Source organism: Streptomyces sp. NPDC006430 (assembly GCF_040612395.1).
GTDB lineage: Bacteria > Actinomycetota > Actinomycetes > Streptomycetales > Streptomycetaceae > Streptomyces.
The window spans coordinates 76,650-102,518 of the sequence record NZ_JBEXQA010000010.1 but is presented as its reverse complement, the minus strand read 5'-3'; the positions used below and the strand labels follow the sequence as shown (position 1 = coordinate 102,518).

General features: G+C 71.3%; 24 protein-coding genes. 9 read left to right on the top strand and 15 right to left on the bottom strand.

Annotated features, from left to right (window positions below; genetic code table 11):
• Nucleotides 1-8 precede the first annotated feature (8 nt).
• Nucleotides 9-1,337, top strand: a complete 1,329-nt coding sequence (locus ABZZ20_RS17215; RefSeq protein WP_356870214.1) for a nicotinate phosphoribosyltransferase — start codon at nt 9-11, stop codon at nt 1,335-1,337.
• Between the two features lie 63 nt (nt 1,338-1,400).
• The gene (locus ABZZ20_RS17210; RefSeq protein ID WP_356870213.1) at nt 1,401-1,994 is read left to right on the top strand and encodes a nicotinamidase; all 594 of its coding nucleotides are present in this window, start codon (nt 1,401-1,403) and stop codon (nt 1,992-1,994) included.
• Between the two features lie 124 nt (nt 1,995-2,118).
• Here the strand turns inward: ABZZ20_RS17210 and ABZZ20_RS17205 are convergent, their stop codons facing one another.
• Entirely contained in the window at nt 2,119-2,421 is a 303-nt protein-coding gene (locus ABZZ20_RS17205; RefSeq protein ID WP_356870470.1) for a hypothetical protein, read from the bottom strand.
• Between the two features lie 112 nt (nt 2,422-2,533).
• Nucleotides 2,534-4,948: an immune inhibitor A domain-containing protein gene (locus tag ABZZ20_RS17200; protein WP_356870212.1), complete on the bottom strand. Its 2,415-nt coding sequence runs from the start codon at nt 4,946-4,948 to the stop codon at nt 2,534-2,536.
• A 383-nt stretch (nt 4,949-5,331) separates the two neighbouring features.
• On the opposite strand from ABZZ20_RS17200, the gene ABZZ20_RS17195 reads away from it, so the two are divergent.
• The gene (locus ABZZ20_RS17195) at nt 5,332-5,655 is read left to right on the top strand and encodes a hypothetical protein (protein ID WP_356870211.1); all 324 of its coding nucleotides are present in this window, start codon (nt 5,332-5,334) and stop codon (nt 5,653-5,655) included.
• A 48-nt stretch (nt 5,656-5,703) separates the two neighbouring features.
• On the opposite strand, the gene ABZZ20_RS17190 is transcribed toward ABZZ20_RS17195, so the two are convergent.
• Nucleotides 5,704-6,456, bottom strand: coding sequence for an RDD family protein (locus tag ABZZ20_RS17190; protein WP_356870210.1), 753 nt, complete (start codon nt 6,454-6,456; stop codon nt 5,704-5,706).
• 87 nt (nt 6,457-6,543) lie between these two features.
• Nucleotides 6,544-8,046 (bottom strand): RDD family protein, encoded by a 1,503-nt coding sequence (locus ABZZ20_RS17185; RefSeq protein ID WP_356870209.1) that lies wholly within the window; start codon nt 8,044-8,046, stop codon nt 6,544-6,546.
• A gap of 265 nt (nt 8,047-8,311) precedes the next feature.
• Between ABZZ20_RS17185 and ABZZ20_RS17180 the strand changes: the two genes are divergently transcribed.
• Nucleotides 8,312-8,791: an SsgA family sporulation/cell division regulator gene (locus tag ABZZ20_RS17180; protein ID WP_356870208.1), complete on the top strand. Its 480-nt coding sequence runs from the start codon at nt 8,312-8,314 to the stop codon at nt 8,789-8,791.
• Between the two features lie 80 nt (nt 8,792-8,871).
• Here the strand turns inward: ABZZ20_RS17180 and ABZZ20_RS17175 are convergent, their stop codons facing one another.
• Entirely contained in the window at nt 8,872-10,272 is a 1,401-nt protein-coding gene (locus ABZZ20_RS17175) for an FAD-linked oxidase C-terminal domain-containing protein (protein WP_356870207.1), read from the bottom strand.
• Nucleotides 10,273-10,397: 125 nt separating this feature from the next.
• Between ABZZ20_RS17175 and ABZZ20_RS17170 the strand changes: the two genes are divergently transcribed.
• Nucleotides 10,398-12,074 (top strand): hypothetical protein, encoded by a 1,677-nt coding sequence (locus tag ABZZ20_RS17170; protein ID WP_356870206.1) that lies wholly within the window; start codon nt 10,398-10,400, stop codon nt 12,072-12,074.
• A gap of 44 nt (nt 12,075-12,118) precedes the next feature.
• Here ABZZ20_RS17170 and hppD read toward each other — a convergent pair whose 3' ends face one another.
• Nucleotides 12,119-13,273, bottom strand: a complete 1,155-nt coding sequence (hppD, locus tag ABZZ20_RS17165; protein ID WP_356870205.1) for a 4-hydroxyphenylpyruvate dioxygenase — start codon at nt 13,271-13,273, stop codon at nt 12,119-12,121.
• Nucleotides 13,274-13,406: 133 nt separating this feature from the next.
• Between hppD and ABZZ20_RS17160 the strand changes: the two genes are divergently transcribed.
• The 4 genes from ABZZ20_RS17160 (at nt 13,407) to ABZZ20_RS17145 (ending at nt 16,230) form a co-directional block, all read left to right on the top strand.
• A complete protein-coding gene (locus ABZZ20_RS17160) occupies nt 13,407-13,877 on the top strand; it encodes an Lrp/AsnC family transcriptional regulator (protein WP_356870204.1) in 471 nt (156 codons plus the stop codon).
• A gap of 76 nt (nt 13,878-13,953) precedes the next feature.
• Nucleotides 13,954-14,568, top strand: coding sequence for a helix-turn-helix domain-containing protein (locus ABZZ20_RS17155; RefSeq protein ID WP_356870203.1), 615 nt, complete (start codon nt 13,954-13,956; stop codon nt 14,566-14,568).
• A gap of 127 nt (nt 14,569-14,695) precedes the next feature.
• On the top strand, nt 14,696-14,920 hold the full coding sequence (locus ABZZ20_RS17150; RefSeq protein ID WP_356870202.1) for a hypothetical protein: 225 nt from the start codon (nt 14,696-14,698) through the stop codon (nt 14,918-14,920).
• Nucleotides 14,917-16,230, top strand: coding sequence for an MFS transporter (locus tag ABZZ20_RS17145; protein WP_356870201.1), 1,314 nt, complete (start codon nt 14,917-14,919; stop codon nt 16,228-16,230). Before ABZZ20_RS17150 ends, ABZZ20_RS17145 begins: the two co-directional genes overlap by 4 nt.
• Here the strand turns inward: ABZZ20_RS17145 and ABZZ20_RS17140 are convergent.
• The 9 genes from ABZZ20_RS17140 to ABZZ20_RS17100 form a co-directional block, all read right to left on the bottom strand.
• Nucleotides 16,160-16,957 carry a S16 family serine protease gene (locus ABZZ20_RS17140; RefSeq protein WP_356870200.1) on the bottom strand — a complete coding sequence of 266 codons (798 nt, stop codon included), beginning with the start codon at nt 16,955-16,957 and terminating at the stop codon, nt 16,160-16,162. The two genes, ABZZ20_RS17145 and ABZZ20_RS17140, sit on opposite strands and share 71 nt — an antisense overlap.
• A gap of 125 nt (nt 16,958-17,082) precedes the next feature.
• The gene (locus ABZZ20_RS17135) at nt 17,083-17,724 is read right to left on the bottom strand and encodes a helix-turn-helix domain-containing protein (protein ID WP_356870199.1); all 642 of its coding nucleotides are present in this window, start codon (nt 17,722-17,724) and stop codon (nt 17,083-17,085) included.
• A gap of 455 nt (nt 17,725-18,179) precedes the next feature.
• Nucleotides 18,180-19,964, bottom strand: coding sequence for a DEAD/DEAH box helicase (locus ABZZ20_RS17130; RefSeq protein ID WP_356870198.1), 1,785 nt, complete (start codon nt 19,962-19,964; stop codon nt 18,180-18,182).
• A gap of 133 nt (nt 19,965-20,097) precedes the next feature.
• Nucleotides 20,098-20,469: a Fic family protein gene (locus tag ABZZ20_RS17125; protein WP_356870197.1), complete on the bottom strand. Its 372-nt coding sequence runs from the start codon at nt 20,467-20,469 to the stop codon at nt 20,098-20,100.
• Nucleotides 20,466-20,663 carry an Arc family DNA-binding protein gene (locus ABZZ20_RS17120; RefSeq protein ID WP_356870196.1) on the bottom strand — a complete coding sequence of 66 codons (198 nt, stop codon included), beginning with the start codon at nt 20,661-20,663 and terminating at the stop codon, nt 20,466-20,468. The genes ABZZ20_RS17125 and ABZZ20_RS17120 overlap by 4 nt, the downstream gene beginning before the upstream one ends.
• A 52-nt stretch (nt 20,664-20,715) precedes the next feature.
• Nucleotides 20,716-22,227 (bottom strand): MFS transporter, encoded by a 1,512-nt coding sequence (locus ABZZ20_RS17115; protein ID WP_356870195.1) that lies wholly within the window; start codon nt 22,225-22,227, stop codon nt 20,716-20,718.
• A gap of 154 nt (nt 22,228-22,381) precedes the next feature.
• Nucleotides 22,382-22,927: a hypothetical protein gene (locus ABZZ20_RS17110; RefSeq protein WP_356870194.1), complete on the bottom strand. Its 546-nt coding sequence runs from the start codon at nt 22,925-22,927 to the stop codon at nt 22,382-22,384.
• Nucleotides 22,927-25,191 (bottom strand): hypothetical protein, encoded by a 2,265-nt coding sequence (locus ABZZ20_RS17105; protein ID WP_356870193.1) that lies wholly within the window; start codon nt 25,189-25,191, stop codon nt 22,927-22,929. The genes ABZZ20_RS17110 and ABZZ20_RS17105 overlap by 1 nt, the downstream gene beginning before the upstream one ends.
• Before the next feature lie 79 nt (nt 25,192-25,270).
• Nucleotides 25,271-25,699 (bottom strand): hypothetical protein, encoded by a 429-nt coding sequence (locus ABZZ20_RS17100; protein WP_356870192.1) that lies wholly within the window; start codon nt 25,697-25,699, stop codon nt 25,271-25,273.
• Nucleotides 25,700-25,869: the final 170 nt, after the last annotated feature.

The following is a 25,869-nucleotide window of genomic DNA, read 5'->3' as shown; positions in this document are numbered from 1 at the left end:
TCCGGGACATGAACCCAGCGGACCTGGGCCTGCCGGTGGACGTGCCGTCGACAGCGCTCTTCACGGATCATTACGAGCTCACGATGCTGCAGGCCGCCCTGGCGAACGGCACCGCCGACCGCCGCTCGGTCTTCGAGGTCTTCACCCGACGCCTGCCCGAGGGCCGCCGCTACGGAGTGGTGGCGGGCACCGGCCGCGTCCTGGACGCGGTGGAGAACTTCCGCTTCGACGGCGCGGTGTTGGAGTTCCTGCGCGAGCAGGCCGTCGTTGACATGCGGACGTTGGACTGGCTGGCCAACTACCGTTTCTCGGGCGACATCTGGGGCTACCCGGAGGGCGAGGTCTACTTCCCCGGCTCCCCGGTGCTGCGCGTCGAGGGCAGCTTCGCCGAGTGCGTGCTGCTGGAGACCGTGGTCCTGTCGATCCTGAACCACGACTCGGCGATCGCCGCCGCCGCCTCCCGGATGGCTTCGGCCGCCGGCGGCCGGCCGCTGATCGAGATGGGCGCGCGGCGCACCCACGAACTGGCCGCGGTGGCGGCCTCCCGGGCCGCGTACGTCGGCGGCTTCACCTCGACCTCGGACCTCGCGGCCGGTTTCCGGTACGGAATTCCGACGGTCGGGACCTCGGCGCACGCGTTCACGCTCGTGCACGACGGCGAGCGGGACGCGTTCCGGGCCCAGGTGGCCTCGCTGGGCAGCGGGACCACCCTGCTGGTGGACACCTACGACGTGGCGGAAGCCGTGCGCACCGCCGTGGAGGTCGCCGGGACGGGGCTGGGAGCGGTCCGCATCGACTCGGGCGACCTGCTGCTCGTCGCCCACCGGGTGCGCCAGCAGCTGGACGAGCTGGGGGCCACCGGCACGAAGATCGTGGTGACCTCCGACCTGGACGAGTACGCCATCGCCTCGCTGGCCGCCGCGCCCGTGGACGCGTACGGGGTCGGCACGCAGCTGGTGACCGGCAGCGGACACCCGACGTGCTCCATGGTCTACAAGCTGGTGGCGCGGGCGGCGTCGGCGGACCCGAAGGCGCCGCTGGTGCCGGTGGCGAAGAAGTCCTCGGGCGGGAAGACTTCGGTCGGGGGCCGCAAGTGGGCTGCCCGCCGGCTGGACGCGGACGGCGTGGCCGAGGCGGAGGTCCTGGGGACCGGCCCGGTACCGGCGGCGCTGGCCGACGCGCAGCTGCTGGTCCAGCTGGTCAAGGCGGGCGAGGTGGTGGCCCGCGAACCACTGGAGACCGCACGGGAGCGCCACCACGAGGCCCGCGCCGGGCTGCCCCTGTCCGCGACCCAGCTCTCGCGCGGCGAAGCCGTCATCCCGACCGAGTACGCGTAGCGGGGCCGGGGCCGGGGGAAGAGCCCGCGCAGCGGGACACACATCAACCGAAGGACACGCGACATGCACCGCGCACTGATCGTCGTCGACGTACAGAACGACTTCTGCGAAGGCGGCAGCCTCGCGGTCACCGGAGGCGCCGACGTCGCCGCCGCCATCACCGAGCTGATCGGGCAGGCCACCGCCGGCTACCAGCACGTCGTCGCGACCCGCGACCACCACATCGACCCCGGGTCGCACTTCGCGCGCCCCCCGGCCGAGCCGGACTACGAGACCTCCTGGCCGGTCCACTGCGTCGCGGGCACCGAGGGCGTCGGGTTCCACCCGAACTTCGCCCCGGCCGTCGCCTCCGGGGCCGTCGCCGCCGTCTTCGACAAGGGGGCGCACGAGGCCGCGTACAGCGGGTTCGAGGGCACCGACGAGAACGGGACCCCGCTCGCCCAGTGGCTGCGCGACCGGGGGGTCACCGAGGTGGACGTGGTCGGGATCGCCACCGACCACTGCGTACGGGCCACGGCCCTGGACGCCGCCCGCGCGGGCTTCTCCACCCGCGTGCTGCTGGACCTGACCGCCGCCGTGGCCCCCCACACCGCCGCCCGGGCGGTGGAGGAGCTCCAGGCGGCCGGGGTCGTCCTGGTCGGCGGGAGCGCCCGCTAAAGGCCTCCGGCGGGCCCTGGTGGCGCGCGGAGGACCCCGGGCGGCTCCCGTGGCCGGGGGCGCCGCCCCCGCATGACCCTCGTGGCCCTCGTGGCCCTCGTGGCCCTCGTGGCCGTGGGCGCCCCTAGTGGCCCAGGAGGGCCCGGATCGGATGCCAGAGCTCCTGGGCCCGGTCCGGGGCTCCGCGCCACAGCAGGCCGTCCGGGTGGTGCAGGACGGCCGTGACCTCGTCCGGGGTCGGCGGCTGCGCGTTGCCGCGCAGGTAGACGGCCCGCATGCCGAGGTTCCGCAGCCTGGTCAGGGCGCGGGCCCGGTTCGCGGCGTGCACGAGGACGCGGACGTTGCCGCCGTCACCGGACGGCCTCGGCAGTGTGAGCGCGACCACCACACTGCCGCCTGGCAACCTGACGAAACCTCCACCGGGCATGATCTTCAGCTCCCCCGTCAATAAGACACTCAGCCCACGCATCTAAACGCGATCGGCCGCCGCCCGCTAGGGGGCGACGGCCGATCATGCTTTGACCTGCGGTTCTACCGAATTACTTGACGGCGGGGCCGACCTCGACCGTCATCTGGAGACCGTCGTACGTCTCCTTGGCGATCTTGATCTTGGTGTTGGTGTCAGTGACCTTCACCGAACCGGTCGGGTTCTCGTCGTAGTAGTACTTGCCCTTGTGGTCGTCGAAGACCATGTTCGCGGGCTTCGGCTTCAGGAACAGCGCCTCACCGTTCTTGTGCAGGGTGAAGGCGTCCGTCGAGTACGCGCTGAACGGCGCGTCGTACGGCTGGATCTTGTTCCGCAGCAGGGTGCCGTCCGCCCACTTCATCGGCTTGGCGTTGGCGTCGATCGGAAGGATCAGACCGGAGCCCGGGTGCTGGCTGGTGTTGTTGTCCTTCTGGGAGGTGTCCCAGAGCCAGATCAGCAGGCCGTCCTGGTACGGGTAGTGCTCGACCCAGCCCGGCTTGGTGTTGCCGAAGCCGAAGTTGTACGGGCCCACCTTGAGGGTGGAGTCGTACGAGACGTAGCGGCGGTTCTCAGCCAGGTAGTACTGCGCGTACTCCTTGGTGAAGCCGGCGCCGACGCGGGAGAAGCCCTTGCCGGTCCAGCCGTTGTCGCCGTTCTCGGCGCCGTCGGTGAACAGCGCGGAGCCGTCCGCCGTGAGGGTCATGGCATCGGCCGTGAAGCCCTTGCCGCCCGCGCCGCCGTCCGTCTGGTAGCGGAAGCGGAGGTCGATCTTCTTGCCGGCGTACGCGTCGAGCGGGAAGGCCAGGTCCTGCCAGCCGCCGGAGACGTCCGTCAGTGCCGGGGAGCCAGCGGCGTCGGCCGCAATGGCCTTGCCGTTCGCGGTACCGGCCAGGGCGGTCCAGTTGGCGCCGCCGTCCGTGGACACCTCGGTGTAGAGGTAGTCGTAGTCCTTCTCGATGTCCCACCAGCCCTTGAGGGACAGGGAGGCGGACTTCTTGCCCGTCAGGTCCACCGATCGGGTCAGGGTGTTCTTGAGGTCGTCACCCATGTTGCTCCACCACTGCGTGGAGCCCTCGGCGGGAGCGACGATGTCCGTCGTGACCTTCTTCTTCGGAAGGTCGACGATCAGGGCCTGCTTGTCCTTGGTGTTGTACTCCGAGACGCCCAGCTTGTGGGTGGACTTCGTCGCGGCCTTGGCCCGGTCGTAGTTCAGCCAACCCAGCTGGAACTTGTCCCAGGCCGTCATGTCGCCCGGGAGGTCGCCTATGGAGTCCTTGCCGGTGCCGAGCCAGGAGCCGGCCGACATCAGGGACCAGAAGCCGACCGAGTTCTCGCCGCCACCGGAGGTGTCGTAGAGGTCCGGCAGGCCGAGGTCGTGGCCGTACTCGTGCGCGAAGACGCCGAGGCCGCCGTTCTCCGGCTGCATCGTGTAGTCGCCGACCCAGATGCCGGTGTCACCGATCTGGGTGCCGCCGGCCTTGTTGTTCTCCGGGCCGGTCTTGCCCACGTTGGTGCCGTAGGCGTACCAGCGGTGCGCCCACAGGGCGCTGGTGCCCTGCACGCCGCCGCCGGCCGACTCGTCCTCGCCCGCGTGGACGATCTGGAAGTGGTCGATGTACCCGTCGGGCTCGTTGAAGTTGCCGTCGCCGTCGAAGTCGTTGCGGTCCCACTGGTCGTACTGGGCCAGCTGCGCCTTGATCTGCGCGTCGGTCTTGCCGGCCTTCTTCTGGGCCTCCGTCCACGCGGTGACGCCGTCACGGACGGTGTCCCACACGTTGGAGCAGTTGGTCTGGCCGCAGTAGTTGGAGCCGTAACGGCCCTCGTTGTACGGGACCTTCACCCAGTCGGCGACCTCGCCCTCGACCGAGTAGCGGCCCGAGGAGGTCTTCTCGTAGTAGGTCTTCAGCGAGTTCTTGCCCTGGCCGGTACCGAAGTACAGGTCCTGGAAGTAGTCGCGGCTGAAGTCCTTGCGCCAGGCGGTGCTGTTGTTGGTCGCACGGTCCGGCTGCGCGATCGTGTTGTGCAGCGGACCGGGGGTGCCGCCGTACTTCGGGACCGCCGGCTTGGGGCCGTCGGGGCCGTCCGGGTCGAACATGGTCGTGTTGTCGACCTGGTCACCGAACTCGACGAGGATCGTGAAGATCTTGTCGGTCTTCTCGCGGCCGAGTTCGACGTACTTCTTGTCGTCGAGCTTGACGACCTTGGAGGCGCCGCGCTGCTCGACGTCCTTCTTGCCGGTCAGCACCTGCTCCAGGGCGGCCTTCTTCTGCTTGGCCTGCTGGTCGCTGAACGGGCCCTTGAGGTCGTGCTCGACGACCTTGGCAGGAGCGGTCGGGTCCTGCCGGTCGGAAGCGGGCGCGGCCGGGGCCTGGCTCTCCGCCTGGGCCGCGGTGACGGTGAAGAAGGTGGCGCTGCTCGCGCAGGCGGCCAGGGTCACACCGATGGCTACGGCACGCAGCGCTCGTCGGCGACTGGAATTGCTGGTCACTTGATGTCGTTCCCCTCCCGCGGCCGCGACACAGGTCGGAACTTCTCCATAGGAGCGGGGGGTTCCGCGCGGCGCGCGTCTCAAGTGACGACATTTGACCGGAGAGTCGAAAGAAAAGACAGACCTTGACTTGTTCCTTACAACTGCACTATGCGGTCAGGGAGTTCCGCTATCCGGACGTTCCTCTGCCATATGGGACGAAGGGCGCGTCCCGACCACACCGTGGGACGGGGTGTGAACCCGTGCGCCCCCCGTGCTCCGGGCACCGTGGGTTAGGTCACGCTTACTAGCGGTTCCGCTCGGGAATCCACCGTCGTAGAGTCGCTTGCCGCGCGACCTAGTTGAGCAGACGCCCCCCTCCCGCCTTGAGGACGGATATCGCCATGCCGCGTCCGACCGCAGCCCAGCTCCTCTACGGGTCCGCCACCGTCGTCGTGTCGACGATCGCCATGCTGCTGCTCTCACAGACGAGCACGGGGCTCGGCGTCGCGGTCATCACCACGGCCGCCCTGGCCCTCGGACTGCTCGTCGCGCTCACCGCGGCGGTCCCGCGTCGCCGCGGCCGGCACGCGGCCCCCGCCGGTTCCCCCGCCGACGCCCCCGGTGTTGCCGATATCACGCCCGATCCGGTCCCCGCGGACGCGCCGACGGCCGCCCGGGTGCCCGAACCCCGGACGGCCGCCACCGAACAGCCGGTGCACCACTGAGCCACGAGCCGCCCAGTCCAGTCGCACCCCTGTGCGCGGTCCGCGTCGCTACGCCGCGCTCACCACCACGGTCTTGGCGACCTTGTCGTGCAAGCCCTGTCTGTACGGCTTGTCCACGAGCATCGACACGATCAGCGCGAGCGGCCACAGGCAGAAGCAGCAGATCAGCGTCGGCAGCCAGAGGACCGCGGCCCGGGCCAGTGCGGCGTTGGACTGCGGCACGCTGCCGTCGTTGAGCATCGCGACCCGCAGGCCCATCGCCTTCTTGCCGACGGTCTTGCCGTCCTTCTTGGTGAACCACCAGTCGTAGCCGACGTACGCGACGATCGAGATCAGCGTCATGATCAGACCGCTGCCGCTGTAGGACTTGGTGAAGACCTCGCTGACGTCCTCGCCCTTGTTCGTCTCGACCACGTACCGGTTGGCGCCGAAGGCCAGCTGGATGAGGAACAGCGGGACGGCCACGATGATCACGTCGATGATCCGCGCGGCGAGCCGCTTGCCGAAGTCAGCGAGCGGGGGCATCCCCGCGAGCGGATCGGGCATGCCGTAGCCGCCGCCACCGCCGTACGGGCCGCCGCCACCGCCATTCGGGGGCGGCGGGGGCGGGTAGCCGCCGCCCGCTCCTCCACCGTACGGGCCGCCCGGCGGAGGGGGCGGCGGGCCGCCGGGGGGCGGAGTCGGCCCTCCCGGCGGCGGACCGTACGGCGAACCGCCCGACGGAGGCGTCGGTTCCTGGGGCTTCTTGAGGAACGGGTCCTCCTCGGGCGGCTGGCCCGGCGGCGGCTGATCGGTACTCATGGCCCGAGTCGAACCCGGCTCCGCGCATCCCGCAACGGGACGGCGTCCGTTCGGGGGAAGGGCCGCCGCACGGCGTCTGGGCGGCCCTCAGCGGGCCACGTACGTCTTGGCCGCCCGGTCATGCCAACCCCGGCGGCGCGGGCGGTCCGCGAGGCACCAGAGGCTGCCGGGGAGCCCGAGAAGGGCGCACACCAACCAACGGCGCAGGGCCGCACCGAAGCCGGGCGGGCGCAGCGTGGCGGAGGTCAGCACCCGGATCCCGAGGAGCTTCTTGCCCGGGGTGCGGCCCCAACGGGCGGTGGGCAGGACCTCGTAGAACACCCCGAAGAGCAGAACGGCCCCCAGGACCAGGCCCAGGTATCCGGCGATGGTGGCGTCGAACAGCCACACGGTGGTGGTCCGTCCGCTTCCCTTGGCGGCGTTCACCTTGGCCTGGAGGTGGGCGGTGGCCACGGGCACGAGGGGCCAGGCGGTCCCGGCCGCGACGGCGCCGAGCACGACCGAGTCCAGCACTCGGGCCACGAACCGGCGGACCAGCCCGGCGGGGCGGGCGGCCCGCTCCGCCATCTGTTCGAACACGGCCCGCTCGGTGGGCCGGGGAACGGCGGCCTGGGCAAGAGCGGGCACGGCGGAGGCGGCGGGGGTGGGGCGGGCCAGCGCGGGGGCCTCCGGACGCGGGGCCTGCGGACGCCGGACCTCCGTCCGGGGAGCCTCCGCGGACGCCGGAGCCGGCGCGATCCGCTGCACCGGCGTCTCGGGCCACGAGGAGGTGAGCCCGGTGCCTGCGCTACCTCCCGGGACCTCCGGCCACGCGGCCTCGACGGGAGCAGGGGCGGGAGCAGGGGCCGGAGCGGGAGCGGGGGCGGGAGCAGGGGCCGGTGCGGGAGCGGGAGCGGGAGCGGGAGCCGTAGCAGGGGCGGGCGCAGGGCTCGGGGCAGGGGCCTGGGCTGCCGGGGAGCGCGCCGACAGGATGCCCACGCCCTCGGCGGAGCTCCGCCCCGCCGGGGCCTGCCCGGGGAACCGCTCCGCGGTCGCCGCCGCGGCGTCCGGTCTACGGGCGAAGTTCACCCCCGTTCCCCGCTCCGCCCGTTCGACCGTGTCCAGCGGCTCCGGGCGCGGGCCACGGCCCAGCGAGACCCCCGCCGCGGGGGCGGGCGCATGCCCGGCCTCGGGCTCCGGCTCGGGGCGGCTGCCCCAGGACACCCGGTGGTCGCGGGGGCCGCCGAAACCGGATTGGTGCAGGGGATCGGCCTGCCAGGCGCCCGTGGGTGCGGCGGGCGCCACGACGGGTTCGGGTTCGGACTCGGGTTCGCGTTCGCGTTCGGGTTCGGGTTCGCGTTCCGGATCGCGTGCCGTTCGGACCGTGCGCTCGGGTTCGCGTTCGGGTTCGGGTTCGGGCTCCGGCAGCGCCTCGGTCATGCCGGTCTCGTCCAGGAACACCGGTCCGGTCTCGTCGGTCCGGGGGGCGGGGCGACTCGTACCCGGGACCCAGTTGAGGCCGTTCCAGTACCGGACGAACCCGGGGATGGACGGATCGGGGTAGTAGCCCTCGCGGGCCGCGTGCTCGCCGTCACCAGGGGAGGCCGTCATGTCCCCAACTCCGATCGTGGCTTGAGGCTTGTGCAAGGGAGGACCATAGCCAAGAACCGCCCCCCGACAGGTCCGGTAACGGGAGAATCCAAGCCTTTGAGCGAACGCCGCACCCCATGACTGTTTCTGGTCAGCCAACAGAATCCGGCCAATCCCTGATTCGGTGCGCGAAGTCGCGTCATACCCGGGCACTTCGGCGCTCTCTCCCGGTGTGGGGTGCGATCCCGGCCCCACGAACGCACCGGAGAACCGAAGTGAGGCCGCCATGCACCACCCCGTCATCGAGCGCGAACTGGAACTCAAGCTGGTCCTGTCCCCCGAGCGCAGCATCGCCGTCCCCGCCCTGCTGGCCTACCTGACGGACGACCCGTACGCCGTACACATCACCTTCCACACCGGTTCCAGTACCCCGGTGCACTGGACCTTCGCCCGCGAGCTCCTGGTGGAGGGGGTGTTCCGCCCGTGCGGCCACGGAGACGTCCGGATCTGGCCCACGAAGGTCGACAACAAGGCGGTCCTCTGCTTGGCGCTGAGCTCCCCCGACGGCGACGCCCTGCTGGAGGCGCCGGCGGGTTCCGTGTCGGCCTGGCTTGAGCGCACGCTGCGTGTGGTCCCGCCCGGCACCGAGGCCGAGCGGTTGGGTCTGGACGACGCGCTGGCCGAGCTGCTCACCCCGACGCCGGCCGACGACCTGTGGATGCGGGACCCGTGGCCGTCGGACGAGTCGACGGACGGGGACCTCTGATGCCGCGCACCCGAGGCCCCGTACGCCCCGTACCGCCCCTCCGCCTCATACCGCAGGCAGGACTTCTGCACGCGCCAGGGTCAGAAGAGCTTCCCGGGGTTGAGCAGGCCGAGCGGGTCGAAGGCCTGCTTGACCGCGCGCTGCATCTCCATCCCCACCGGTCCGAGTTCGCGGGCGAGCCATTCCTTCTTCAGCACACCGACCCCGTGCTCGCCGGTGATGGTCCCGCCGAGGGCCAGTCCCAGCGCCATGATCTCGTCGAAGGAGGCGCGGGCCCGGCGCGACTCGTCCTCGTCGGCCGGATCGAAGCAGACCACCGGGTGCGTGTTGCCGTCGCCGGCGTGCGCGCAGACCCCGATGACCAGGTCGTGGGCGCGGGCGATGGCGGCGGTCCCGTCCAGCATCTCGGCGAGCCGCGAGCGCGGTACGCAGACGTCGTCGATCATCGTCGCCGGGCGCAGGGCGTCGAGGGCGGTGAGCGACATCCGGCGCGCCTGGAGCAGCAGTTCGGACTCCGCCTCGTCCTCGGCGGGTACGACCGCGGTGGCTCCGGCGGCCGAGCACAGCTCCCCCAGCGCGGCGAGTTCCTCGGACGCGTGCGGGGTGTCGAAGGCAGCGAGGAGCAGGGCCTCCGTGGTGTCCGGCAGGCCCATCCGGCCCAGTGCGTTGACGGCCCGGACGGTCGTACGGTCCATCAGTTCCAGCAGCGAGGGGGTCAGTCCGGCCTCCATGACGGCGCAGACGGCCGCGCAGGCCGCCGCGGCCGAGGGGAACTCGGCGGCCAGGGCCAGCTGCCGGGGCGGAGCGGGGCGCAGCGCGAGGACGGCCCGGACCACGACGCCGAGGCTGCCCTCGGATCCGACGAAGAGCCGGGTGAGGTCGTACCCGGCCACGCCCTTGGCCGTGCGCCGGCCGGTGCGCAGCAGTCGCCCGTCGGCCAGGACCACGTCGAGGCCGAGCACGTACTCGGCGGTGACCCCGTACTTGACGCAGCACAGGCCGCCGGACGCGGTGCCGATGTTGCCGCCGATCGTGCACTGCTCCCAGCTGGAGGGGTCGGGCGGGTAGTACAGGCCCTGCGCGGCGACGGCCCGTGAGAGCACGGCGTTCACGACGCCGGGTTCGACGACGGCGATGCGGTCGACGGTGTTGATCTCCAGGATGCGGTCCATCTTGACGAGGGAGAGAAGGATGCAGCCGTCGGAGGCGTTGGCGCCGCCCGAGAGCCCCGTACGGGCGCCCTGCGGGACGACGGGGACCCGGAGGGCGGTGGCCGTGCGCAGGACGTGCTGGACCTGTTCGACGGTGCGGGGAAGGACCAGTGCCGCCGGGGTTCCGGCGGCACAGAAGCCGGCCATGTCGGTGGCGTAGGAGGCGGTCACCTCGGGGTCGGTGAGGAGGGCCTCGGCGGGGAGCCCCTCCAGGAGGCGCGCGCGCAGACGGTGGAAGGGAGCGTCATCCGTGACATCCGTGACATCCATGGGCCCAGCGTGGCACCCGGTGGGGGGTGCCTCCCAGAGGCGGCTGGGGGACCATCGGTGTGAACACGGCCGCGACCGGCTTCGGGCACCTCGGTGAGCTCTTCATATTGACGCACAGTGACCCCATGGACCGTATCGACGAGGAAGCGCAGCAGCCCGCGCCACCCGTGACCTTCGCCGGCCGCAAGACGCTCGTGGCGGCCGCGGCCCTGGTGGTCCTGATCACCGGGGCCCTGCTGATCCGGCCGGCCCGTCCGGGCGACGACGCGCGCCCGCCGGGGCCCGGCGAACGGGCCGCATCGGCGGTCGGCTTGGGGGCGCCGGCGGCGGCGGTGGACCTGACGGCGTTGGTCGCGGACCGGGAGAAGTGGGTCGCGGAGCACGCGCGGGACGACGCGTCGTGGGCGGTGCTCGGGGCTGCGTACCTGGAGCAGGCGCGCAGGACCGCGGACCCGGGCTGGTACCCGAAGGCGGAGATGGCGCTGAAGCGGTCGCTGGAGATCCATCCGGCCGAGAAGGGCAACTTCGACGCGATGACGGGGATGGGCACCCTGGCCAATGCCCGGGGGGACTTCGGGACCGGGAAGAAGTGGGGCGAGCTCGTACGGGCGCAGGCGCCGAAGCAGTGGACGGCGTACCCGGTGCTCGTGGACGCGTACACGGGACTCGGGGACTACAAGGCCGCCGAGCGGTCCTTGGAGCGGCTCGTCGACCTGCGGCCGGGGCTGGTGGCGTTCATCAGGGCCTCGCAGGTCTACCGGGACCGCGGCTGGCGCGAGGACGCGACGATGGCGATGGAGCACGCGGCGGGTGCGGCGAAGACGCCGGCCGAGAAGGCGCACGTGCTGTTCCGGCTCGGCGAGCTGTCCTGGGAGCGCGGCGAGGCGGCGGTGGCGCTGCGCCAGTACGAGGCTGCGCTGCGGGCGGACCCCGCGCAGGCGGAGGCGTTGGGGGGCCGGGCCAGGGCGCTGGCCGGGCTGGGGCGGAGCGGGGAGGCTGTCCGGGACTACCGGCTGGCGCTGGGGCGGGCGCAGGTGCCGCGGCTCGCGCTGGAGCTGTGTGAGTTGCTGGAGTCGCTGGGGCGGGGCGACGAGGCGCGGGCGCCGTACGACATTGTGCGGGCGGCGGCGGCGCGGGGCACGGCGGAGGGGGTGAACGAGGCGGTGGTCCTCGGCCTGTTCGAGGCGGACCACGGGAATCCGGCGGCGGCCGTGCAGCGGCTGACGCAGGAGTGGTCACGGCACAAGAACATGCAGGTGGCGGATGCGCTGGCGTGGGCGCTGCACAAGTCGGGCGAGGACACGGAGGCGCTGGAGTACGCGAAGAAGGCGATGGACCGGGGTCTGCGGAGCGCGGACTTCGCGTACCACCGGGCGATGATCGAGCGGAGCCTGGGCGATGAGGCCGGGGCCCGCCGTCACTTGCAGGAGGCGCTGCGGACGAACCCGCGGTTCTCGCCGGTGCGGGGGCCGCTGGCGAAGCAGGCCCTGGCCTCGATCAGCCAGCCCCCGCCGGGCGGCCCGGAGAACCTTCGGCCACGCACGCCGTGGGTGGAACCGCAGCTCCCGAAGGCGGCGAAGCCGGAGCCCAAGCCGGAGCCCAAGCCGGCACCGAAGCCGGAGCCCAAGCCGGAGCCGAAGCGGGCACCGAAGCCGGAGCCCAAGCCGGAGCCGAAGCGGGCACCGAAGCCGGGACCGAAGCCGGAGACCGAGCCGGAGAGGGAGCCCGGGCAGGAGTCGAAGCCGAAGCCGTCCGCGCCGAAGCCGGGCCCGTCAGGAGGGCCCGGCCACGCCGGGGCGTGAGTCGCGGGAGCCCCGGGGGCGGGGCCCCCGGGGCGGTGCGGAACCTAGAGGTTGCCGCGCTTGGCCTGCTCGCGCTCGATCGCCTCGAACAGGGCCTTGAAGTTGCCCTTGCCGAAGCCCATCGACCCGTGGCGCTCGATGATCTCGAAGAACACCGTCGGACGGTCCTGCACCGGCTTGGTGAAGATCTGCAGCAGGTAGCCGTCCTCGTCGCGGTCGACGAGGATCTTCAGCTCGCGCAGGGTCTCGACCGGCACCCGCGTCTCGCCGGCCCAGTCGCCCAGCGTGTCGTAGTACGAGTCCGGGGTGTCCAGGAAAGCCACGCCCGCCGCCCGCATCGACCGCACGGTGGCGACGATGTCGTTCGAGGCGAGCGCGATGTGCTGGACGCCCGCGCCGCCGTAGAACTCCAGGTACTCGTCGATCTGCGACTTCTTCTTCGCGATGGCCGGCTCGTTGATCGGGAACTTCACCTTCAGGGTGCCGTCCGCGACCACCTTCGACATCAGCGCCGAGTATTCGGTGGCGATGTCGTCGCCCACGAACTCCTTCATGTTCGTGAAGCCCATGACCTTGTTGTAGAACGCGACCCACTCGTTCATCCGGCCGAGCTCGACGTTGCCCACGCAGTGGTCGATGGCCTGGAAGGTCCGCTTGGCCGGGGGCTCGACCAGCGGGTCGACGGCGACGTAGCCCGGCAGGTAGGGGCCGGAGTAGCCCTTGCGCTCCACCAGGGTGTGGCGGGTCTGCCCGTACGTGGCGATCGCGGCCAGCACCACCGTGCCGTGCTCGTCGCTCACCTCGTACGGCTCGTCCAGGCCGCGCGCGCCGTGCTCGACGGCGTACGCGTACGCCGCCCGCGCGTCCGGGACCTCGATCGCGAGGTCGATCACGCCGTCGCCGTGGTCGGCGACGTGCTCGGCGAGGAAGCGTCCGCGGTCCGTGGCGGCCTTGATGACCGAGGTCAGGACGAAGCGCGCGGCGCCGTTGGTGAGGACGTAGCTGGCCGTTTCGCGGACGCCGTTCTCCGGACCGGAGTAGGCGACGAGCTTCATGCCGAAGGCGGTGGAGTAGTAGTGCGCGGCCTGCTTGGCGTTGCCGACGGCGAAGACGACCGCGTCCATGCCCTTCACCGGGAAGGGGTCTGCCTCACGCGCGGTGTGGGGGGTGGTTTCGAGATTCGCCAAAGACTCAGTCATGAGCGCAGAGTCCCGCCGATCCACAAGCTGCGCAATAGTTTCCTGATTGGCTGTACAGACTGACCAGCCTGGGTCCAGGATGGTTGAGAGATCTGTACAGGATGACCACTCGCCGACCAGCCCGGAGGCAGCCATGGGAATCGACGAACTCGACGGCCGGCTCATCGTCCTGCTCGCGCGGGAACCCCGGATCGGGGTCCTTGAGGCCTCGCGCCGGCTCGGCGTGGCCCGCGGCACCGTGCAGGCCCGGCTCGACCGGCTCCAGTCGAGCGGGGTCATCCGCGGCTTCGGCCCCCAGGTGGACCCGGCGGCGCTCGGGTACCCGGTGACCGCCTTCGCCACGCTGGAGATCAAACAGGGCCAGGGGGCCGACGTACGGGCGCACTTGAACGGGGTGCCGGAAGTGCTGGAGCTGCACACCACCACCGGGCACGGAGACATGCTGTGCCGGCTCGTGGCCCGGTCCAACGCCGACCTACAGCGGGTGATCGACCGGGTCGTGGGCTTCGAGGGGATCGTGCGCGCCTCGACCGCGATCGTGATGGAGAACCCCGTACCGCTGCGGGTCATCCCCCTGGTGGAGCAGGCGGCGCACGAGGGCTGAGCCCTTCGGGTGGTTCCAAAGAAGACGTTGCAAAGAAACCCTTGCATAGGAAGCTTTGCAACTCTACTGTTGAGCCATGCCCAAAGAACCCGAAGAGCCCGCAGAGCCGGAGGGGGTGCCGCACGAGCCGGCGCCCCAGGTCCGCACCCTCGACGCCCGCTCCTTGCGCGGCCTCGCCCACCCCCTGCGCATCCGCATGCTGGCCACATTGCGCCACGACGGCCCGGCCACGGCTTCCCAACTCGCTGAGCGCCTCGGGGAGTCCAGCGGCTCCACCAGCTACCACCTGCGCCAGCTCGCCGCCCACGGGTTCGTCGAGGACGCCCCGGAGCACGGCAAGGGCCGCGAGCGCTGGTGGCGGGCCGCCCACGACGGCACGCGGTTCGACGAGACGCTGATGTACGACGAGGACCCGGCCACGCGCGGTGCGGCGGACCTCTTCATGCACGAGATCGCCACGATCCACACGCAGGAGATGAGCACCTGGCTCGGCAACGCCCACCGCTGGCCCCAGGAGTGGCGGCGCGGCTCGGACATCAGCGACTTCACCCTGCGCCTGACGGCCGAGCAGAGCCTCGAACTCGTCCACAAGGTGCACGACCTGATCAACAGCTACCGCGACCTGCCGCCCGCGGAAGGCATGGAGTCGGTGCGATTCCACACGCACGCCTTCCCGCGCACCGGCGACTAAGCGGACTCGGGGAAGTGAGGCACGCCCCGAACGACGCGGAAACGCACCCCACTTCCCTGAGACCGCTTAGCCCCCTCCCGGCCTCCGGCCCTGGCCCCTCCCACCCTTCCGCAGAAGGAGTCCTGCCGTGCACGCCTTCACGCCCGCCGAGATCCACGCCGAGACCCACGCCGCCCGTACCGCCGAGCTGGCCGCCGAGGCCGCCGCCTGGCACCTCGCCCACGAGGCCGCCCCCGCCACCCCCGCGCTGCCCGCCCTGCGCAACCGGGTCGGCGAAGCCCTGGTCCACGCCGGGATCCGGCTGATGCAGCCCGCCCACCTCTCCACCCTCATCCAGCAGCCCGCCGCATGAGCCGGCGGCCCTTCGCGGCCGTCCTGGCCGCCAACACCGTCTCCATAGCCGGGAGTTCACTCACCCTGATCGGCGTCCCGTGGTTCGTGCTCCAGACCACGGGCAGCGCCGGCCGGGCCGGGTTCGTCGCCTTCTGCGCCACCCTGCCCGTCGTCGTGGCCGCACTCGTCGCCGGCCCGGTCATCGACCGGATCGGCCGCCGCCGGATCTCCGCGGCCTCCGACCTCGTCTGCGCGCTGTCCGTCGGTGCGATCCCGCTCCTGCACCACGCGGGCGCGCTGGAGTTCTGGATGCTGTGCGCGCTCATGGCCGTCGGCGGCCTCGTGCACACCCCGGGCCTGACCGCCCGCTCCGTCCTGCTGCCGGACCTCGCCGAGCACGCCGGCACCACCGTCACCCGGGCGGCGAGCCTCTACGACGCGGTCTCCCGCGGAGCCCGGATGATCGGGGCCGCGCTGGCCGGCGTACTCATCGCGGTCTTCGGGGCCGAAGCCGTCCTCCTGCTGGACGCCGTCACGTTCGCGGTCTCGGCGCTGCTGGTCACCGCCTTCCTGCGCGGGGTCCCGGCCGCCGAGCCGCAGCCGGCCGCCGGCGGGACCTCCTTCGCCGGCTACCGGGCCGAGCTGGCGGAGGGCTGGGCCTTCCTGACCCGCTCCCGCCTGCTGACCGGCATCACCGTGATGGTGATGATGACCAACGGGCTGGACCAGGGCTGGTCCTCGGTCCTGCTGCCCGTACACGGCCGCGAGGCCCTCGGCGGCGCCACCGCGCTCGGCCTGCTCGTCTCCCTCTTCGGCGGCTGCGCGCTGCTGGGCGCCCTCCTGTACGGGGTCTGGGGCGAGCGGTTCCCCCGCAGGGCCGTGTTCGCCGCGGCCTTCCTGCTGTGCGGCACGCCCCGCTTCGTCATGGCCGCCTTCACGGACACGCCGTTGCCGCTCGCGGTGACGATGGCGCTGTCCGGGCTCGGAGCGGGCGTGCTCAACCCCATCCTGACCACCGTGATCTACGAGCGGGTGCCGGACGAGCTACGCAGTCGCGTCTCGGGCGTGACCATGGCGGGCTGCGAACTGACCATGCCGCTGGGCGGGCTCGCCGCCGGCCTGCTGGTCGACGGGTTCGGGGCGGCGCCCGCGCTGCTGGCCTTCGGCGGCGCGTACCTGCTCACGACGCTCGCACCGCTGGTCTTCCCGGCCTGGCGCTCGATGGACCGCGCACCGGAGCCGCGCAGCGCGACCGGGGTCAGCAGGACGGAACCGGCTCTCCACGGTTCAGTGCCCGCAGCGACGTCACCGCGTCCTTCAGCGAAGTGACCGGGACCAGCCGCAGCCCCGCGGGGAGTTCGGACCGGGCGTCGTCGCACTCCGCCTTGGGTACGAGGAACACGCTCGCCCCGTCGCGCCGCGCGGCCTGGGTCTTCAGGGCCACCCCGCCGACCGCGCCGACCGTACCGTCCGCGCTGATGGTGCCCGTACCGGCGACGGTACGGCCGCCGGTGAGTTCGCCGCCGCTGCCGTCGCCGTCGAGCTTGTCGACGATGCCGAGGGAGAAGAGCAGACCGGCGCTCGGACCGCCCACGTCCGCGAGGTTGAGGGCGACCTTCACGTCCTTCGGGTCCTTGTGGAGATACCCGAGGGCGGCCTGGGTGGCCGTCGACTGCGACGTGGCCATTTCCTCCAGGTTGTGCGCCTCGATCTCCTCGTCACTTCCGCCCGAGGGGTAGACGGCCTCCTTGGGCATGACCGCCCGGCTGCTGTCGAACCAGTCGTCCACGAGCTCGGGCAGGGTCACGGTGGTGGAGGGACCGGTGGCCTGGATGGTGGTCATCCGCAGCTGGCCCGTGGTCGGCCGGGTGGGGGCACCCCTCACGGAGACGACGGGCTTGCCGTCCCGCGCGCCCAGCACGTCGACCGTGAGCCCGGGCTGGGCGATCACGAAGGGCAGCGGCGCGAAGGCCGCGACGGCGAACAAGCCGAGGACGGGCACGGCGCAGACGGCCAGGGCGGCGGGACGCGACAGACGTGTGAGGCGAGAGAGCACCCGGTCAATCTATCGGGCGGACCCGGCGGGGCCGCGCCCCGCCGGACGGGACGCGGCTCGGCAGGCTCCCGTACGGGGCTCCGGCGGGCTTTCGCACCGAGCCCGCCAGGCTCTCGTACGGGGCCTCAGCGCAGGGCGTCGGCGACCTCGCGAGCCGCATCCACGACCCGCGGGCCGACCCGCTCGGGCACCGCCTCGGACAGCATGACGACGCCGACGCTGCCCTCCAGTCCCGTGATGCCCACCAGGGGCGCCGCCGCGCCGCTGGCGCCCGCTTCGAGCTCCCCGTGAGTCAGCGTGTACCCGGGATCGATGAGCGTGCCCTGACGGGCGGCCAGAATGGCCCGGCCGGCGGCCCCCCGGTCCAGCGGGTGCCGGAAGCCGGGCCGGTAGGCCACGTGGTAGTCGGTCCAGGTGGGCTCGACGACGGCCACGGCGAGGGCCTCGGTGCCGTCGACGAGGGTCAGGTGCGCGGTGGCACCTATGTCCTCGGCGAGCGACCGCAGCGCCGGCAGGGCGGCCTCGCGCACGAGCGGATGCACCTGCCGCCCGAGCCGCAGCACCCCGAGGCCCACGCGGGCCCGGCCGCCGAGGTCGCGGCGGACCAGGGCGTGCTGCTCAAGCGTGGCCAGCAGGCGGTAGACCACGGTGCGGTTCACACCGAGGCGGTTGGAGAGCTCGGTGACGGTCAGACCGTGGTCGGTGTCGGCGAGCAGTTTGAGGACCCTGAGTCCTCGGTCCAGAGTCTGGGAGGTTTCCGCGGTCACGACGCCTCTCCCTCTCTCGGTGAGCGGCGGTGACTCTCGGGAGGGAACGACGCCGGTCCCACGGCGACGCACGGAGAGGCCGCCGGTAGCGGCCATGGCACCGGCTGCGCTCCCGCGGCGGCGCTGCCACGGGGCGTTCGATGCGGGGACAGTAGCGACCGGGTCCGCTCAGCGGAAGGCCTCGTCCAGAATCCGGGCGCCAACTACCCCTTTGTGTCGGTTCGGGATCGCCCGGCGGGTCGTTTCGTGACCGTGCGCGGGTCGGGGACCCGTGCGACCCGTCGTCGCAGACCACGGGTCAGGGGCCCCGGCGCGGCCGGTTCCGGAGCCGGGAACGACCACGGAGCGTGACCAAGGTCCGTACGGAACTCTGTACGGACCCCGCGCCACGCTCCGTAGGAACGGCTCACGCGCTCACCGGCCGGCCGGCATCCGGCCGCTCTCCGGAAGGGGGGTCAACGCATCCGCGTGGCCCACTCCTGGACCTTCTTGATGCGCTCCCGCAGCTGCCCCGCCGTCGCCTCCGCACTGGGCGGTCCGCCGCATACCCGCCGCAGCTCGGTGTGGATCACCCCGTGCGGCTTGCCGCTCTGGTGGACGTACGCCCCCACCATCGTGTTCAGCGACTTCCGCAGTTCCAGCAGCTCCTTGTGCGAGACCACCGGCCGCCGGTCGGCCGGCAGCTCCAACAGGTCCGCGTCCGCGTCGGGCTTGCGCCGGCTGTGCGCGATCTGCCGCGACTGCCGCTTCTGCAACAGCATCTGCACCTGGTCCGGCTCCAGCAGGCCCGGGATGCCCAGGTAGTCCTGTTCCTCCTCGCTGCCCGGGTGCGCCTGCATGCCGAACTCGGCGCCGTCGTACAGCACCCGGTCGAAGACGGCGTCGGACTCCAGCGCCTCGAAGGACATCTGCTCGTCCTCGCCGGTGTCCTCGTCCTCCTGCCGGTTCGCCTCGTCCATCTCCTTCTCGGACTCGGCGTACGGGTCCTCCTCGCCCTGCTTCTTCGGCTTGTCGAGGACGTGGTCGCGCTCGACCTCCATCTCGTTGGCGAAGCCGAGCAGGTACGGGATGGTCGGGAGGAAGACGGAGGCGGTCTCGCCGCGCCTGCGCGAGCGTACGAAACGTCCCACGGCCTGCGCGAAGAACAGCGGCGTCGAGATGGTGGTGGCGTAGACGCCCACCGCGAGGCGGGGCACGTCCACCCCCTCGGACACCATCCGGACCGCGACCATCCAGCGGTCGTCGTTCCCGCTGAAGGTGTCGATGTTCTTCGAGGCCCCGGTGTCGTCGGAGAGCACGAGGGTCGCCTTCGTCCCCGTGATCTCGCGGATGAGCTTGGCGTAGGCGCGCGCCGAGTCCTGGTCGGAGGCGATCACCAGCCCGCCCGCGTCCGGAATGCCCTTGCGGACCTCGGTCAGCCGCTGGTCGGCGGCGCGCAGCACGTTCGGCATCCAGTCGCCGCGCGGGTCCAGCGCCGTACGCCAGGCCTGCGAGATGGCGTCCTTGGTCATCGGTTCGCCGAGGCGGGCCGCGATCTCGTCGCCGGCCTTGGTGCGCCAGCGCATGTTGCCGCTGTACGACAGGAAGATCACGGGCCGGACGACGCCGTCGCCGAGGGCGTTGCCGTACCCGTAGGTGTAGTCGGCGGAAGACCGCCGGATCCCGTCGTTGCCCTCCTCGTACGTCACGAAGGGGATGGGATTGGTGTCGGACCGGAACGGCGTACCGGTGAGGGCGAGGCGGCGGGTCGCCGGATCGAAGGCCTCCAGGCAGGCCTCGCCCCAGGACTTGGAGTCACCGGCGTGGTGGATCTCGTCGAGGATCACCAGGGTCTTGCGCTGCTCGCAGCGGTTGCGGTGCAGCATCGGCCGCACTCCCACACCCGCGTACGTGACGGCGACCCCGTGGTAGTCCTTGCTCAGTGGCCCGGCGGAGTACTCCGGGTCCAGTCGGATGCCTATCCGGGCGGCGGCCTCGGCCCACTGCTTCTTCAGGTGCTCGGTCGGCGCGACGACGGTCACCTGCTGCACGACGTGGTGGTGCAGCAGCCACGACGCGAGCGTCAGCGCGAAGGTGGTCTTGCCGGCTCCGGGCGTCGCGACCGCGAGGAAGTCACGGGGCTGGGTCTGGACGTACCGGTCCAGCGCACCCTGCTGCCAGGCGCGCAGCTTGCTGGCGGTACCCCAAGGGGCACGGCCGGGGAAGGCGGGTGAGAGATGGTGGGAGGCGGTAGTAGTCACGGTCTCCGGTTCGGGCTCTCGGCGGCGGTCGTACGTAGGACAACCGGGCCACCTTACCGGGGCGGGCCGGCGCCTCGCGGAGGGACGGGCCCGTGACCTCGTGGAGTGCGGCGAGGGTCACATGCGCCGCGGGTCAGCGTGCGAATCTCGGCAGTTGCGCTGCGATCTTCGGTACGTCCAACGAGCCCTGGCACACGGCCAGCACGAAACGCTCGGCCTCGTCGACGTCGAAACCGGCGTCGAGCGGATGCCCGTTCATGTGCAGGAAGACCCATGTCGCGTACCAGGCGATGCGCTTGTTGCCGTCCACCAGGCAGTGGTTGCGGGCGAGCGACTCCATCAGGGCGGCTGCCTTCTCCCAGATCTGCGGGTAGGCATCCTGGCCGAAGACGCTCGACTGGGGCCGCGCGAGCGCCGAGTCGAGCAGTCCGTAGTCGCGCACCTCGCTGGTCCCGAGCCGCTCCGCGAGGTTCAGCACCTCGGGCAGGGTCAGGTAGTGGGTCACGCAAGCCTCCGGTTCAGCTCACCGCTGACCTTGAGGACGTGCTCAGCCGCCTCGTTGAAGAGCCGGGAGTGTTCGTTTATCGCCTTGATCACCGCCTCGTGCGCGAAGGACTGCATGCTGCGCCCCTCCGCCTCGGCGCGTTCGCGCAGGGCGGCCAGCTCTTCTTCGGTGAACCTGACGTTGAGACCAGCCATGCCACTACGGTACCGCGTGGTACCGCCTGGTTCCAGAGAAATCCTCAATGCCTCAGGCGGTGCCGGCGGTGCCGGCCGTGCCCTCGGGGGCGTGCGGAGTGTGCGGGGCGTGCGGGGTGTGCGGGGTGTGCAGCCGGGTGGCCACCCACGCCCCGACCAGCGCCACGCCCGCCATCGGCAGGAACACGACGACGAAGGCAGCGGGGTGCGACGCACCGGAGGCCTCCGTCACCGCGTGCCCCGCCCCCACCGCTCCCCCGCCCAGCGCGGCGAACGCCGCCCCACCGGCCGCCAGCAGCACCACGTTGGCCAACGCGTCCGAGATCTGCAGCGCGGCGGAGTTGGCCCCCGCCTCCTCCGGCGCCGACAGCTTCAGCAGCAGGACGCTCGTAGCCCCGATCACCAGCCCCATCCCCAGACATCCCACCGCCCAGGCCAGCGCCAGCGTCCACACCGGCACGGACTCGATGAGCACGGCCGGCGCCGCCGCGATCGCGGCGGCCACGAGGACCATGCCGAACACCATCAGGCGTTCCCGGTACGGCGCCACCCGCCCCTTCGACTGCACCCACGAGCCGCCCGCCCAGGTCACCCCGCCCAGCGCCAGCGAAAACCCGGCCAGCGTCGGGCTCAACCCCCGCTGCGTGACCAGCATCAGCGGCACGAAGCTTTCCGCCGCGATGAACGACCCCGCCGCCACCCCGCGCAACAGCACCACCGCCGGCAGCCCCCGCCGGGCCCGGTACGTCCCGCGCGGCAGCAACCCCAGCACGGCCGGCACCAGCAGCGCCGCACCCGCGGCGGCCGGCAGCAACGACAGCCACCGCAGGTCCTGGGCGGCGTACTGCAACAGCCCCGCGCCGACCGAGATCCCGAACGCCAGCCGGATCCTGCGCCGGTCGAACGCCACGGGCGGCGCGTCCGGATCCACCGGCCCGGAGGCGGACCGGCGTATCGCGGGCAGCGCCACCACCAGCGGGACGACGACCAACGCCGGGATCCCGAGGAACACCCAACGCCATCCCAGGTGCTCGGTCACGGTCCCGGAGGCCAGCGGCCCGACGATCGAGGGCACCACCCAGCTCGCGGCGAAGGCCGCCATGATCGCGGGCCGCAGCCGCTCCTCGTAGGCGCGGCTCACCACGACGTAGAGGGCGACGATGACCAGCCCCCCGCCGAATCCCTGCACGGCCCGCCCGAGGACGAACACCCACATGTCCCCGGCGGTCCCGGCGCACACCAGCCCGGCGGCGAAGGCCCCGATCCCGACGGTCAACGGCCGCAGCGGCCCCTGCCGGTCGGCCCACTGGCCGGACAGGACCATCCCGAAGAGGCTCGTCGTGAAGTACGCGGAGAAGGCGAAGGCGTAGAGCCCGATGCCGTCCAGCTCACGGGCGGCGACGGGCATGGCCGTACCGACGGCGGTGGCCTCGAAGGCTATGAGGAAGACGACGGAGATGATCCCGATGCTGAGCGTCCGGTACGCGGACCCCAGAACCCCGCCCTGCGGCGGGGGCGGGACGGGCGCACTGCACTGCGGCACACGGGGCTCAAGGGCACTCATCGCCCCAGAGTAAGGCGCGTGCCCGGGTTGCGCCCCTGTCAATTCGACGGATCCCCCCTCGGCCGCAAGCCCTAGGACCCCACCCCCACCCCGCCCACCACTACCCGCCCCCGGGGCCGCCTTACTGCAGGCGACCCCGGGCACCTACGTGCACCTATGAGCCGCATTGCGTCTGCTGCTTGGCCACGTCCAGGAACTTCTTCATGAGGTCACCGAACAGCTGGCGGGACGTTCCGGCCTTCATGGAGTCGATGGATCCACCCAGCACCAGTTCCAACTGGAACTCGTCCTTGGGGCCCTTGCAGGTCACGAGGACGCGGGCACCGGTGTCGTAGACGAGGCCCTTGTCCCCCAGGGCCAGCGGATCCGGTGCGGGTTTGATCATTTCCGGGTGCCAGAAGAAGCTCTGCTCCAGCGGTTGACGCGTGGCGGACGCGAGGAAGCGGCCCTTGCCGTCCACGTCGACGTTGCACGTCGCGCCCCGGCGTTCCGCGGTCAGCCGCACATCGGCGGGCCCCGCCTCCTTCACCTCCTCGCCCTTGCCCATCAAGGGCTCCAGATCGGAACGGGTGAAGATGCCGAAGCAGGTGCGCTCGGGCAGCCGCAGGGACGCCGCCGGCTTCCCCTCGGAACAGCCCGCCACGACTACCGAGCCGAACAGCACGACGGCGCAGGTGAGCGCAACGCGGGCGGTACGCATCAGGAACCGCTGTTCGACGTGGCGACCTGGCCTCGGCCGACCGCGTGCGCATTCGCCGTCTCCGTGGAGGCGACACCAGCGAGGGCGTCGATGGTCCTCTGGTTCATGCCCGTTCCCTCCGCTGCCTTGCGGACCGATTGAGCCGCCGATTCGCCCGCCGCCATCTGCGCGTCCGTGTAGTCGATCACTGCCTTGTGATTGACCTCGCCCGTCTTCTCTGCCTGGTCCTTCTTGGCCCTCTCGACCACGCTCTCCGTGATGTCCTCCTGGAGCCATTCCACGACGTCTCCGGCCAAGGGCACCATTTCCAGGTACTTTCCACCCGCCGCGCTGATGCCCCGGTTGATCCACTTGGCGTTGTCCTCGACGCCCTTGACGTACTCCTCCGCCTTGTGGCTGCTCTCCCCGAACGTCCCCTCGGCCCTGGCCTCGGAGAGGATGCCGGTGATCTGTCCGCCCGGGTGGACAGCACTCTTGATCGCCGCATCGACGTCGTCGTACTCGCTGCGGTGCGCGATCACGTCGTTGATGAGGGTCGTGGTGAACGCGCGCTGCGCATTGGTGATCGCGCCGTACGCATCCGGGTCCTGCCCCACGGCTCCGATGAACGCAGCCATGTCGGCCTTGTGGAACTCGGCCATCTCACCGTTCACCTTGATCATCCGGCTGCCGTTCTCGGCGGAGGCCTGGATGTCCGGCATGTACTCGGCGGCCATCTGGCCGAAGTGGCCGGACAGCCCCTTCAGCGGTGAGCTGTTGTCCTCGCCCGGCTTCCCGGTGACCAGCTCCGGCTTGTCGCCGATCTTTTCGACGACCCGTTCCATGACGGCCGTCATCTCCTTGGTGTGCGGGACGGGCTTCGCGTCCTCGTCGCCCGTCACGCGGCCCGTGACGGCCGCCTCCAGGGCGTCACCGAGGGCGTTCTGGGCCGGGTGGACGTCACCGGTCAGCGTGATGTCGAAGCTGTCCATGTACGGCTTCTTGTCGAGCATGTAGTCGACCACGCCCTGCGCCTTGCCGTGCTGGCCGCCGACCGCCTTGTCGTCCTTCGTGACGATGCCGTCGCCGTTGCTGTCCTCGCGCACCGGCTCGTTGAAGAAGGCGGTCGCCGCTTCCGGGTTGTTGTTCAGGGCCTCCATCAGGCCCGTCAGCGGGTAGAAGCCCCGGCCGCCGTCGGCCCCGTGGTTGAGGGTCAGCTTCGGGTCGATGGGGGCGCCGTATTCCCACACCCGCGGGTTCTTGCGGTCCATGGCGACCATGTCACGGCCGACCGAGGTCAAGAACTCCTTGTCGTACGTCCCTTCGCGCAGCAGCGACCCCAACGCCTGGTAGCCGTACACCTTCGTGGTCAGGCCGACGTCCAACTCCTTGCGGCCGGCCTTCATCAGCTCGATCGTCCAGGCGGCGTCGAGGTGGTTGGGGACGTCCTTGTGGGTGGCGAGGCCCAGCATCGCGCCGAGGTCGCTCTGGATGTTGCCGACCATGAGCGCGCGGTCCGCACCCGCCGGGCCGAGGCCGGTCGCGTCCAGGGACATCTTCGAGTACGCCTGCAGCGTGCCCTCGGGCCCCACCTGACGGTAGAAGCCGGTGGCGAACTCGGGGTCGCTGCGGTTGTCGTCGAGCAGGTCCTCCAGCTCGCGCAATGCCTCCGGGTTGCGGGCCGTGCCGCCCTCGCCGGTGACCTTCTTCATCAGGTCCGCCGCCCGGTCCACCTGCTCGGCGTCGAGCGTCGTGTACTTCGGGGCGGTGAAGTTGTTGTCGTCGGTGACGTTCGCCTGGAGGGCCCGCACCAGCGAGTCGTCGGCGTCCTGGGCGTCCTCGACGGCCCGGTTGACGCGCTCTTGCCACAGACCCCGGTTCTTGCGCAGCGACTCCTGGTAGTCCGGGTCGTGCTGGGCGGCGTACTGGTCCTTCGGGTCGGCGAGCGGGATCGCGGTGACCCGCCCGGACCCGTCGATCGTGAAGCCGGCGGCCGGTGCTTCCTCGACGAGCTTCTTGATCTGGTCCTGGGCGGCCTTGAAGGTGGCGTGCCCGTCGGTGAGGACCAGGTGGATGCCCTTGGCTTCCTTGGCCGCGTCCTCGAACTCCTTGGCCGTCTTGTCGACGAACGGCCGGGCGACCCCCGCCGTGACCCCGCTCCACTCGGCCTTGTCGGCCTTGGCCTTCATGCCGTTGCGGGCGACCTCGGCCAGTTCCTCCAGCTTCTTGACCATCACGCCCCAGTCGCGGATCGCCGTCTGGAGCTTGTCCAGGGGTGCGTTCATCACGTTCTCGTACGTCAGCACTGCTGTCCTGAGCCTTCCTGCCTCGACGCCGTGGGTGGCCGGCGTTGTGCGTGCGTGACTACTTGAGAAGCTGGTCGATCTTGGAGGCGGTGAACTCGGCGTAGAGATTCTCCTCCTCCTTGTGATGGGAGGAGACCGAGTAGTTCAGGCCGTTGGAGATGTTCGCGCAGGCGGCGACCAGGGTCTTCAACTGGCTCTCCCAACGGGACTTCACCTTGAGGAGCGCGGCGCCGCTGGCGAAGTTCTCCTTCGTGAGCGCGCTCGCGGCTTCGGCGGTGGCCGTGTCGGCGTGCTTCCCGTCGGTAGTCAGGCGGGAGTGGAGCTGGAACGCGTCGGTGCCGATGGCCCCGATGTGCTCCTGGTTGATCTCAAGGTCACCGGTGCCCCCGCCGCCACCACCGGGCTCGGTGGGAACGTGATTGAGTCGCATGGAGACGTTCGCCGCGGCGGTGGCTCGCGCGGTGGACCATTCCTCGTCGAACGTCATCGCGTGCTCTTCTCCTTCGTTTCGGCCGCCAGCTTCGGCGAGGCTGACGGGCGAACAGGCAGGGCCCCATCCCGGGCGCGGACCCCGGAGGGACAGCGCGTCGCCTTGCTTCCCTGGCGACGCGAACGCCACGGTAACCGAGACCGCCGTCCCGGTCGTACGGGTCGTAC